We start from the raw sequence: 10,613 nt of genomic DNA on the forward strand, positions 1-10,613 counted from the left end.
TACCGATCCCCGCGCTGCGTCCGGCGGTGGTTCCGCAGGGCCGCCGCCGTCGGTAATGTGAGCCACCGAACAGCAATCCAGCGAACGGAGACTGCGCCGATGACCCGCACCACCCTGCCCCGCGAGATGGTCGAACTCGCCGAGGCGACACCGGGTTTCATGCCGGAAGACGAGGGCACGGCGCTGCACGACGCGGCGGTCCGGTATCTCGGCGGCGGCGTGGGTGTCGAGATCGGCACGTACTGCGGGCGTTCGACGGTCTATCTGGGTGCGGCAGCGAAGGCGACCGGGGGGACGATCGTCACCGTGGACCACCACCACGGGTCGGAAGAACACCAGCCCGGCTGGGAATACCACGACGAATCGCTCGTCGATCCCCACACCGGACTTCTCGACACCGCCGGACGCCTCCGGCACACCCTTGCCGACGCCGATCTCGAACAGCACGTGGTCGCGGTGCTCGGTGCCTCGGTGCAGGTCGCCGGGTTCTGGCGCACGCCGGCGTCGTTCGTGTTCATCGACGGTGGTCACAGCAGCGCGGCCGCGCAGGCCGACTACGACGGGTGGGCACGCTGGGTGCAGGTCGGCGGCGCCCTGATCATCCACGACGTCTTCCCCGACCCCGCCGACGGCGGCCGCCCGCCGTACGAGATCTATTGCCGGGCACTCGACAGCGGCGAGTTCACCGAGGTTTCGGTGACCGGGTCCCTGCGCGTCCTCGAGCGCACCGGCGGCACCGTCGGGGAGCTGCCCGGCGCGTAGTCGCGGCACTGGGAACGAGGCCGTTCACCGGCGATGCCGCACAGCCCCTCAGACGCGGACGCCGCAGCCTTCCCCACAGCGGTCGGCGCCCACCCAGTCGTGGGGCGCTGCCGCGTCACGGAACAGGCCGCTGCCACCGGTCGTACGGGACAACGCGTCGGCGGCGAGAACGACCGCCGCGCTCGTCCACGAACTCTTCTCCACCGGCCAGCGTTTGCCGTCGCTGAACACCAGACCCGTCCAGTACGAGCCGTCCGGGTCGCGCAAATGCTGCATCGCCGCGAACAACTCGCGTGCGCGTGTAGCACTTCCGAGTGCATCGAGGGCCAGCACCAGCTCACACGTTTCGGCGCCCGTCACCCACGGCTTGTGGTCGACACACCGGATACCGAGCCCGTCCACCACGAAATCGTCCCAACGCTCCCGGATGCGTTCGTGCGCAACGGTTCCCCTGACGGCACCGCCGAGTATCGGGTAGTACCAGTCCATCGAATACTCCGGTTTGGGGGCGAACACCTCGGGATGGCGGCGCAGTGCGTGCCCGAGCCGGTACAGCGCGAACTCCCACTCCGGCTGCGGTTCGCCCACGATCTCCGCGAGCCGCAGCGCGCACCGCAGGCCGTGATGGATGCTCGAGCACCCGGTCAGAAGGGCTTCGTCTGCAACACCGGATTCTCCTCGAGCCCAGTAGATCTCACCACCAGGCCCCTGCATGGACAGCACATGGTCGAGTGCGGCCCGGACCGTGGGCCACATGTGCCCGACGAACGCGTGGTCGCCGGTGACGAGGTGGTGATGCCACACCCCGACCGCGATGTAGGCGGCGAAATTGCTGTCGGAGTCGGTGTTCTCGATCGTGTCGCCGCGGAACTGCATGGGCCACGATCCGTCCGCGCGTTGCGTGCGCCGCGACCACTCGAACGCGGCCTCTGCCTCCTCGCGCAGTCCGGTCACGGTCAGTGCCATCGCGGATTCGATGTGGTCCCACGGATCGGTGTGGCCACCCGGGAACCACGGGATCGCCCCCGACGACTGCTGCATGCCGGCGATGGCGCGGCCGGTGCGCAGGCACTCCTGTGCGGAGAGCACCCCAGGCACCGACGGAAGATCTGTTGCGTCGGGATCAGCGCGCCGCAACGGGAACTACCGGCTTCTCGACGTAGAAGACGACGCTCTTGCCCAGGACCGGATCGAGGACCGATTCGAGGGTGCGGGTCAGCCACGGCTTGCGCATCAGGTCCCACACGAGCAGCTTGTGGTACGCCTTCGTCAGCACGTTGTCGTCGTTGTCGACGCCGACCGCGCACTTGAGCCACCAGTACGGTGCGTGCAGTGCGTGCGCGTGATCGCGGCCGCGGATCTTCAGGCCGGCCGCGGTGAGCTTGGCGGCGAGTTCGTCGGCCTTGTAGATGCGGATGTGACCGCCCTCGACCTCGTGGTAGGCGTCGGACAACGCCCAGCAGATCTTCTCGGGAAACCAGCGCGGCACCGTCACCGCCGCGACGCCGCCCGGCTTGAGCACACGGGTGATCTCCTCGATGGCGCGCACGTCCTGCGGGACGTGTTCGAGGACCTCGGAGATGAGCACGACATCGAAAGTCGCGTCGTCGTACGGCAGTTCGAGAGCGTCACCGACCTCGGCGTGCGCCCGCGCGCCGGCGGGAACCTCACCCTCGAGGTCCATCGCCGCGAACATCTCGGCGACCGCCTTCATGTCGTCCGCACTCCGATCGAATGCGGTGACGTCCGCGCCGCGCCGGTACAGCTCGAAGGAATGACGTCCGGCGCCCGCGCCGATATCGATGGCACGGTCGCCGGGCTTGACTCCCAGACGGTCGAAATCGACTGTCAGCATCAGTTCTTCGCCTTTCCTGTCTGCGCTGCGATGGCGTCGTCGTAGACGCGTGCGGTCTGTGCGGCCACCGCCGCCCAGCTGTACCGGTCGAGGACCCGCTGCCGGGCCGCGGCACCGAGCCGGACCCGTTCGGCCGGGTCGTCGAACAGTGCGGCGAGCGCCGACGCGAGCTGCTCACCGTCACCGGGGGGAACGAGCACGCCGGCATCTCCGACGACCTCGGGGATCGCCCCCGCGCGGCTGGCGACGAGGGGTGTCCCGCACGCCATCGCCTCCACGGCCGGCAGCGAGAATCCTTCGTAGAGCGACGGAACCGCGGCGATCTCGGCGGAACCGAGCAGGGCCGCGAGCTCGGTGTCGCCGATGCCCGAGACCGTGCGCACGATGTCGCCGATGCCGAGTTCGTCGATGAGTCGTTCGGTGACACCACCTTCGGCGAGCTTCGAGACCAGCACCAGCTCGACGGTTCGCTCCGTCCGGAGCTTGGCGACAGCACCCAGCAGCGTCGACACACCCTTGAGCGGCGCGTCGGCGCTCGCGACGCACACGATGCGCCCCGGCACCCGGGTCCCGCCCGGCGGTGCGAAGAGCTCGGTGTCGACGCCGAGCGGGATCGTGTGCAGGTCGCCCGGATCGACGTCGAACGCCGCGCGGATGTCGTCCGCCGAGGACGCGGACACCGTGAGCAGGGTGCGGATCCGCCGGGCCACCCGCGCCTGCATGCGCAGGAAGCCGTACCAGCGACGCAGGGTCAACTTGCGGCGCCACGTCGTCGCCTGCGCCAGATCGAGTTCGCGGTCGCGGGTGATGGGGTGGTGGATCGTCGCGACGAGCGGGAGTCCGGCGTCGGCGATGCGGAGCAGGCCGTAGCCGAGGCACTGATTGTCGTGCACGACATCGAATTCGTCGGCCCGTGCGCGCAGCAGCTTCGCGGCCCGCAAGCTGAACGTGAGCGGCTCGGGGAAGCCGGCGGTCCACATCGTCCCCACCTCGAGCACGTCGACGAGGTCGCGGAACTCGCCCGGTTTCGGCGTGCGGAACGGGTCGTCGTCGCGGTAGAGGTCGAGGCTCGGGACCTTCGTGAGGGTGACGCCGGGATCGAGGTCGGGGTACGGCTGCCCCGAGAACACCTCGACGTGGTGGCCGAGTGCGGCCAGTTCCCGGCTCAGGTGCCGGACGTAGACGCCCTGGCCGCCGCAGTGCGGCTTACTCCGGTACGACAGGAGTGCAATTCGCACGGTCACCTCGTTCGTCGTGTCGCCGGCGGCGTCCGGTCAAGATCGCCCCACTCTAGAACATGTTCCTGTCCGAAAGCACGAGACCGGGAACGGCCGGACATGTCGGGAGAACGATAACCGCATACGGCGAAGGCCCGGTATCTCATCGATACCGGGCCTTCGCCTTGAGCGACCCTGACGGGACTCGAACCCGCGACCTCCGCCGTGACAGGGCGGCGCGCTAACCAACTGCGCCACAGGGCCATGAGGGGATCCTCGCGGATCCTCACAGCAGGACCCACCGCGAGCGGTGGGTCCGGAATATTGAATTGTGGTGGTGGCCAGGGCCGGGATCGAACCGGCGACCTTCCGCTTTTCAGGCGGACGCTCGTACCAACTGAGCTACCTGGCCGGGACGGCACCCGAACCGAATGCCGATCGCATTTCTCTGCGACCCTGACGGGACTCGAACCCGCGACCTCCGCCGTGACAGGGCGGCGCGCTAACCAACTGCGCCACAGGGCCAGAACTTGTTCACTTGTCGTGCACCCTCCGGCTGTCGGACCGAAGAGTACCCCCTACGGGATTCGAACCCGCGCTACCGCCTTGAAAGGGCGGCGTCCTAGGCCGCTAGACGAAGGGGGCCCAGACCGGATTGCTCCGACCCGCACCCTCAACGGCGTTCGTGTTCCGTTGGGAGCTTGGATAGCTTAGGACACCGCTTTCATGATTCACAAATCGGCAGGTCAAGTCCACTATTGCGACGCTGTTCCAGTGTCCGGCCAGCCGTTGCGCCGCCATCGGTCGAGCCACTCCTGCGACGCCATCGCCTCGAGCGGAACCTCGAGGCACATCTCGAACCGGCCGCGCACGTCGACATCCGGTGCCGTCAGATCCGTCATGTACCGCTGGCCCGCCAGCGCCGCACTGACCACCTCGACGAAGCGGCGGATGTCGGCGCCGGGCCGGAACAGTCCCTCGCGTTCCGCCTCCTCCGCCAGGCGATACCCGGCGAGCCCCCACACCGAGCCACCCCGCAATCGAGCCTCGGATTCGAACTCGGGCTCGATCACGAGTTTGAACTCGGCACGGATGATGACGTCCCGATGCAACGCGTCACCGAGATCACCGACCAGGCCGTGCAGACGCTCGAACGGGTCGAGCCCGGGAGCCTGCGACCACCTGTCGACGAGCGCCCGGTATCGCTCGAGCCCCTCCTCGAGCACAGCGCGGGCGAGATCTTCCTTCGAATCGAAGTGGAAGTACATCGCGCCCTTGGTGGCGTTCGAATGCTCGAGGATCGCATTGATGGATGCCGCAGCGTAGCCACGCTTGGAGAACTCCGCTGCAGCGGACTCCACGATCGCGGCCCGCGTGCGCCGCGCGCGTTCCTGTTGAGGTGCCATATGGGGTGAAGCCTCCGAACCTGACCGCCGCCCCCCGGAAAATCGTTGCCCCCTCGAAAACAACTCTAGACGGCCTCCGGCCGCCGGTGCCGCACACGTGCGTAGCAGCGCAAACGTTCGTATACTGCCCAGCCCGCCGGAACACACCGAGTGGTATGATTTTACCCGGCTCGGGTGCGACGCAGGGGGTGAGCATCCGAGCCACCGACACGATTTCGGACTCCCGATACCCCGACGCCGCACTGTGTGGTTACACTGTGCGCCCACGCCCCTATAGCTCAGTTGGTAGAGCTACGGACTTTTAATCCGCAGGTCGTAGGTTCGAGCCCTACTGGGGGCACCGCGGCGCGGCGGGCTGATCCGAATCAGTCCGCCGCGTTCCCGTCCACCGCATCGGACTTCCTCTTCCGCTCCCGCTCTTCCCACTCGGCGGCAGTCTCCTTCTCGGCCCGCTCGAGTTCGAGTTCCCCGCGTGCCCGGCGCAGATCCGCACTCCGCTTGCGGTGGCGCATGCTCACGACGGTGACGATCACGAACACGAGGGCGCCGAGGACCGCACCGACGAGGGACGCGCCGCGGAAGCCCGGACCGTCCACGTCGAGGATGCGTTCGCCCGCGTGGGCCGCGTTGCCCCCGCCGAGCACGATGCTCAGCGTCATCAGATTCGGCACGGCGACGACGAGCGCGACGATCGCGAGGGCGATCTGCAGCCCGCGGTGGTAGCGCCAGCCGCGCACCCGCCACACCCACGACAACAACGCCAACGGCACGAACGTGCACAGGAAACCGAACACCAGCCCCCACAGCGTTCCCCGTGCCATTCCCCCGTCGGCGAGGCCCGCGATGCGCTGCGCCCACCAGCGGGGCACGAAGGCCGCGAGCACGAAGTAGAGGACGACCAGGGCCAGCAACCCCAGCAGCACCCACACGGTCTTCTTCGCCCACGGCGGCAGTCCGGTGCGGGCGCCCCCGGTGTCGTGTGTGCCGTCCGTCATGTCCCGACTCCCGTCCGCCCGTTTCGTACGCTTTCCACCCTACGGACCACGGCGATGCCCCGCTCCGGATCCCGGTGGCGCAGCAGCGCACGCCTCGACACGTCCTTTCATCCGGGAAACACCGCCCACTTTGGATACCGTGTGGTCGCTCACGGAAAACGATCCGACGATCGATGGGAGTGGCATGCGGAGCTTCGTGGACCTGGGACTGTTCCTGTCCGCAATCGCAGTGGGGATCGGGACCTTCCTTCCCGTCGTCGGTGGTGTCCGGGCAACCGAGATCCCCCTCGCCGCGCTGCGGGACGGATTCGACGGGGACGACCTGAACACTCTCGCCGGTACCGATCTGCCGTTGTACCTGTCCCTCGCCATCCCCCTGGCCGCGGCCGCGATCCTGTTGCTGCTCGCGGCCCTGTTCGACTCGATCCCGCTCGCGTGGGCGGGCGCGATCCTCGGTGCCGCGGTGGTCGCGGTGTCGGCGCTGCGGATACATCAGGCCTTCGGCGCCTACGTCCGGGACAACCACAGCACCGTGCTGACGAACCAGAACGGATTCGTCCTCCTCGTCAGCGGAACCGTGGTCGCGTTGCTGTGCAGTCTGATCTCCGTGCGCAGACCGGCGGCACGGTTCGAGGCGTGACCCGAGACCGGACAAATCGACACACGATCGACGCCGGCCGCGAATTGCGCGGTGGAGGCAGCCCGACTGGCTAGGCTTCGCGAGAACGGGCAAACCGCATCCTCGAGCGCCCCTTACCCAGACAGGTTTCACATGGCAACTCTCGACGACCTCCTCTCCCGGATTCCTGTCGCTCAGATCGCCGAGCGGCTCGACGTGGATCAGCAGACTGCGGAGACGGCCGTGCGCGCCGCGCTGCCCACCCTCGTCGGCGGCCTCGACGCCAATGCTCAGGATCCGGCCGGTGCCGCGTCGCTGCTCTCGGCGCTGGACAACCATTCCGGCGACCTCGTCGAGGGCGGAGTGAACGTCGCCGACGTCGACACCGAAGACGGCAACAAGATCGTCTCCAACGTGTTCGGCGCCAACAAGGACCAGGTCATCAGCACTCTCGGCGGCGTCAACGGGGGTGGCGGGAACGATCTGGTCGCCAAGCTCCTGCCGATCCTCGCGCCGATCGTGCTCTCGTACATCGCCAAGCAGCTCACCGGCGGTGGTCAGGGTGCGACCACGACGACCGCGTCGGCCCCGAGCCAGGGTGGCCTCGGCGATCTGCTCGGCGGGCTCCTCGGCAGTGCCGCAGGCGGCTCGGGCGGTGCCGGCGGCGCGCTCGGCGACGTTCTCGGGAGCGTGCTGGGCGGCAACGCCGGTGGCGGCCTGGGCGGTCTGCTCGGAGGTCTGCTCGGCGGCGGAAAGCGCTGAGCCGACCGTCTCGATCCGGGGGCGGCGACATCGTCACGATGTCGCCGCCCGAGTCGTTCCATCCCTGGTCGCCGCGTCTTTCGGCACCCCTCCATGCGGCCCCATCAGGACCGTCTACAACGACCTGTACCGTGTCCACGGGACATTCTGTGATCTGAAACACTCCTCGGAAACGGTGGACCGAGCACCGCCGATCGTCGATACAGTTCGTCCGAAAGCAAACCTACGGTCCCGTAGGCTGTAGGGCGCCAACCAACCACGGAGGGAATTCGGAATGACGCGAGTCATGACTCAGCTGGAGCTACTGCGCGAGCTGGAGCCCGTAGCGGAGGCGAACGTCAACCGACACCTGTCCATGGCCCGTGACTGGCATCCGCACGACTACGTTCCGTGGGACGAGGGCCGGAACTTCGCGGCCATGGGTGGCGTGGACTGGGATCCGGAGCAGTCGCGGCTCGACGACGTCGCCAAGGCGGCGATGATCACGAACCTGCTGACCGAGGACAACCTACCGTCCTACCACCGTGAGATCGCCGAGAACTTCTCCCCGGACGGTGCGTGGGGCACCTGGGTCGGTCGCTGGACCGCGGAGGAGAACCGGCACGGCATCGTGATGCGCGACTACCTGGTCGTGACCCGCGCCGTCGACCCGGTCGCCCTCGAGAACGCCCGCATGGAACACATGACCAACGGATTCTTCCCGGGCACCAACAACGGTCTGCTGCGGTCCGTCGCGTACGTGACGTTCCAGGAGCTGGCCACCCGTGTCTCGCACCGCAACACCGGTAGGGCCTGCAACGAACCGATCGCCGACAAGATGCTCCAGCGCATCGCAGCGGACGAGAACCTGCACATGATCTTCTACCGCAACATCTGCGAGGCCGCCCTCGACGTCGCTCCCGATCAGGCGCTCCGCGCGGTCGTCGACATCCTGAAGAACTTCCAGATGCCGGGCGCCGGAATGCCCAACTTCCGGCGCAACGGCGTGCTCATGGCCAAGCACGGCATCTACGACCTGCGCCAGCACCTCGACGAGGTGGTCCAGCCGGTGCTGCGCAAGTGGAACATCTTCGAACGCGACTTCGGGCCCGAGGGCGCACAGACCCTCGACGAACTCGGCACGTTCCTCGAGGATCTGGAACGTCAGGCCGCGAAGTTCGAGGAGATGCGCGACCGTTCCCTGGCCCGCGACGCCGCGCGCCGGGAACGCGCCGAAGCCACGGCCTGATCGCAGCCGATTCCGTGCCGGTGGCCTCCACCGGATATCCTGTGCCCGGTACCGAACGATTTCGGTACCGGGCACAGTTGCTCAGTTCGGGCGGTTTTTCGCCCCTGCTTCCGACATCGTTTGTTTCCGAGGTTTGCATGTCCCGCCTTCGTATCGGCTCGCTCGAACTCGACAGTCCCGTCGTGCTGGCCCCGATGGCCGGCGTCACCAACGTGGCGTTCCGCACCCTGTGCCGTGAACTCGAACTCGAACGTGCCGGGAGCACGTCGGGCCTGTACGTGTGCGAGATGGTGACCGCACGCGCTCTCGTCGAACGGCATCCGGTGACGATGCACATGACGACCTTCGGTCCCACCGAGACGCCGCGATCGCTGCAGCTCTACACGGTCGACCCGGACATCACGTACGCGGCGGCCAAGATGATCGTCGACGAGAACCTCGCCGATCACATCGACATGAACTTCGGCTGCCCGGTCCCGAAGGTGACCCGCAAGGGTGGCGGCTCCGCCCTGCCGTACAAGCGTCGCCTGTTCGGGCAGATCGTCGCGGCCGCGGTCCGCGCGACCGAGGGCACCGACGTCCCGGTCACCGTCAAGTTCCGGGTCGGGATCGACGACGAACACCACACCCACCTCGACGCCGGGCGGATCGCGGCGGCCGAGGGGGCCGCGGCGGTGGCCCTGCACGCCCGCACCGCGGCGCAGCGGTATTCCGGCAGCGCCGACTGGAACGAGATCGCGCGTCTCAAGGAACACGTCACCGGTGTTCCGGTGCTCGGCAACGGAGACATCTTCGACGCGGCCGACGCGGCGAAGATGATGGAGCAGACCGGATGCGACGGCGTCGTCGTCGGCCGCGGTTGTCTCGGCCGTCCGTGGCTGTTCGCGGAACTGTCCGCGGCCCTGAACGGTCGCGAGATCCCCACACCTCCGACGCTCGGGGAGGTCGCGCAGATCATGCGCCGGCATGCCCGGCTGCTCGCCGACCACCACGGCGAGGACAAGGGCATGCGTGAGATCCGCAAGCACATCGCCTGGTACATGCGCGGGTTTCCCGCAGGATCCGATCTGCGCAACGGGCTCGCGCGTGTCTCGAGCCTCGCCGAACTCGACGACCTGCTCGGCCGGCTCGATCCCGACGTTCCGTTCCCGAAGGACGCCGAAGGGCCCCGCGGCCGGCAGGGTTCGCCCAGCTCCGTCGCCCTGCCCGAAGGATGGCTCGACGATCCCGAGGACACGCTTGTGCCCGCCGGTGCCGACATGATGCACTCGGGCGGCTGATCAGGTCGCCGAGCGGCCGGGAACCGAACATCCCGGCGGACGCCTCGATGCAACGTCACTCGGTCAGTATCATGACGAGGTCGCCGACACGGCGGATGCAACGAGAAGCGGGACATCCGCAGAGAGGCGAGGGAATCGGTGGGTGAGGAGCACGATTCGGGCCTGCCCGACTCTCGCGCTCCCTGGGAACGTCCGCTCGCGGACAGCGCCTATCGCGAGTCCCAGTCCGGCCGGGGGGATCGTCAGGACCCGGACCAGCCGCATCGACGTCACAGCGCTCCCGAAATGCCGACGCGCCGGTCCGAGGGCCGCAACCGCCGGGCCGCGCAGCCCGGCGACTCCGAGCAGCTCACCGTCGCCGACCTGATGAACAAGGTCGGACGCGACAGCGCTCCCGTGGAACGCCGCGAAGCGGCCGCCGCTCCCCCGGCCGAATCGGACAGGCCGCCGACAGATGCGCCGGCACCGTCCACCGCCCGGCCCGAGCCC

At 68.1% G+C, this 10,613-nt stretch carries 10 protein-coding genes, 5 tRNA genes and 1 pseudogene; 7 read left to right on the forward strand and 9 right to left on the reverse strand.

Features of this window, described 5'->3' with window-relative positions; all coding sequences use genetic code 11:
* The first annotated feature begins 99 nt into the window (after nt 1-99).
* Nucleotides 100-762: a class I SAM-dependent methyltransferase gene (locus A8G15_RS16915; protein WP_068161903.1), complete on the forward strand. Its 663-nt coding sequence runs from the start codon at nt 100-102 to the stop codon at nt 760-762.
* Between the two features lie 48 nt (nt 763-810).
* Here the strand turns inward: A8G15_RS16915 and A8G15_RS16920 are convergent, their stop codons facing one another.
* The 8 genes from A8G15_RS16920 to A8G15_RS16955 form a co-directional block, all read right to left on the reverse strand.
* The gene (locus A8G15_RS16920) at nt 811-1,860 is read right to left on the reverse strand and encodes a glycoside hydrolase family 15 protein (protein WP_211270185.1); all 1,050 of its coding nucleotides are present in this window, start codon (nt 1,858-1,860) and stop codon (nt 811-813) included.
* 25 nt (nt 1,861-1,885) lie between these two features.
* Entirely contained in the window at nt 1,886-2,617 is a 732-nt protein-coding gene (locus A8G15_RS16925) for a class I SAM-dependent methyltransferase (protein WP_068161910.1), read from the reverse strand.
* A complete protein-coding gene (locus A8G15_RS16930) occupies nt 2,617-3,855 on the reverse strand; it encodes a glycosyltransferase family 4 protein (protein WP_068161973.1) in 1,239 nt (412 codons plus the stop codon). The genes A8G15_RS16925 and A8G15_RS16930 overlap by 1 nt, the downstream gene beginning before the upstream one ends.
* A 169-nt stretch (nt 3,856-4,024) precedes the next feature.
* Nucleotides 4,025-4,098: transfer RNA gene (locus tag A8G15_RS16935), tRNA-Asp, on the reverse strand.
* Nucleotides 4,099-4,169: 71 nt separating this feature from the next.
* Nucleotides 4,170-4,246: transfer RNA gene (locus A8G15_RS16940), tRNA-Phe, on the reverse strand.
* A gap of 39 nt (nt 4,247-4,285) precedes the next feature.
* A tRNA-Asp gene (locus tag A8G15_RS16945) sits at nt 4,286-4,359 on the reverse strand.
* Nucleotides 4,360-4,406: 47 nt separating this feature from the next.
* Nucleotides 4,407-4,479 (reverse strand) — tRNA-Glu (locus A8G15_RS16950).
* A 110-nt stretch (nt 4,480-4,589) separates the two neighbouring features.
* Nucleotides 4,590-5,240: a TetR/AcrR family transcriptional regulator gene (locus A8G15_RS16955; protein ID WP_068161915.1), complete on the reverse strand. Its 651-nt coding sequence runs from the start codon at nt 5,238-5,240 to the stop codon at nt 4,590-4,592.
* A gap of 267 nt (nt 5,241-5,507) precedes the next feature.
* Between A8G15_RS16955 and A8G15_RS16960 the strand changes: the two genes are divergently transcribed.
* A tRNA-Lys gene (locus A8G15_RS16960) sits at nt 5,508-5,580 on the forward strand.
* 25 nt (nt 5,581-5,605) lie between these two features.
* Here the strand turns inward: A8G15_RS16960 and A8G15_RS16965 are convergent.
* Nucleotides 5,606-6,235, reverse strand: coding sequence for a hypothetical protein (locus A8G15_RS16965; RefSeq protein WP_068161917.1), 630 nt, complete (start codon nt 6,233-6,235; stop codon nt 5,606-5,608).
* Between the two features lie 184 nt (nt 6,236-6,419).
* Here A8G15_RS16965 and A8G15_RS16970 point away from each other — a divergent pair, with 184 nt between their 5' ends.
* The 5 genes and pseudogenes from A8G15_RS16970 to A8G15_RS30715 form a co-directional block, all read left to right on the forward strand.
* Complete coding sequence (locus tag A8G15_RS16970) at nt 6,420-6,875, forward strand: hypothetical protein (RefSeq protein ID WP_068161919.1); 456 nt, start codon at nt 6,420-6,422, stop codon at nt 6,873-6,875.
* Nucleotides 6,876-7,007: 132 nt separating this feature from the next.
* A complete protein-coding gene (locus tag A8G15_RS16975) occupies nt 7,008-7,616 on the forward strand; it encodes a DUF937 domain-containing protein (RefSeq protein WP_068161922.1) in 609 nt (202 codons plus the stop codon).
* 274 nt (nt 7,617-7,890) lie between these two features.
* Complete coding sequence (locus tag A8G15_RS16980; protein ID WP_068161927.1) at nt 7,891-8,844, forward strand: acyl-ACP desaturase; 954 nt, start codon at nt 7,891-7,893, stop codon at nt 8,842-8,844.
* A gap of 137 nt (nt 8,845-8,981) precedes the next feature.
* On the forward strand, nt 8,982-10,124 hold the full coding sequence (gene dusB, locus A8G15_RS16985; RefSeq protein ID WP_068161930.1) for a tRNA dihydrouridine synthase DusB: 1,143 nt from the start codon (nt 8,982-8,984) through the stop codon (nt 10,122-10,124).
* Between the two features lie 138 nt (nt 10,125-10,262).
* A pseudogene (locus A8G15_RS30715) lies at nt 10,263-10,613 on the forward strand (hypothetical protein); the annotation flags it as partial.

The organism is Rhodococcus phenolicus, assembly GCF_001646785.1.
Lineage (GTDB): Bacteria > Actinomycetota > Actinomycetes > Mycobacteriales > Mycobacteriaceae > Rhodococcus > Rhodococcus phenolicus.

Bases quoted from the DNA above. Each gene is read 5' to 3' on its own strand.
- A8G15_RS16915 (WP_068161903.1), top strand. From the start codon at position 100: ATGACCCGCACCACCCTGCCCCGCGAGATGGTCGAACTCGCCGAGGCG.
- A8G15_RS16925 (WP_068161910.1), bottom strand. From the start codon at position 2,617: ATGCTGACAGTCGATTTCGACCGTCTGGGAGTCAAGCCCGGCGACCGT.
- A8G15_RS16955 (WP_068161915.1), bottom strand. From the start codon at position 5,240: ATGGCACCTCAACAGGAACGCGCGCGGCGCACGCGGGCCGCGATCGTG.
- A8G15_RS16965 (WP_068161917.1), bottom strand. From the start codon at position 6,235: ATGACGGACGGCACACACGACACCGGGGGCGCCCGCACCGGACTGCCG.
- A8G15_RS16970 (WP_068161919.1), top strand. From the start codon at position 6,420: ATGCGGAGCTTCGTGGACCTGGGACTGTTCCTGTCCGCAATCGCAGTG.
- A8G15_RS16975 (WP_068161922.1), top strand. From the start codon at position 7,008: ATGGCAACTCTCGACGACCTCCTCTCCCGGATTCCTGTCGCTCAGATC.
- A8G15_RS16980 (WP_068161927.1), top strand. From the start codon at position 7,891: ATGACGCGAGTCATGACTCAGCTGGAGCTACTGCGCGAGCTGGAGCCC.
- dusB (WP_068161930.1), top strand. From the start codon at position 8,982: ATGTCCCGCCTTCGTATCGGCTCGCTCGAACTCGACAGTCCCGTCGTG.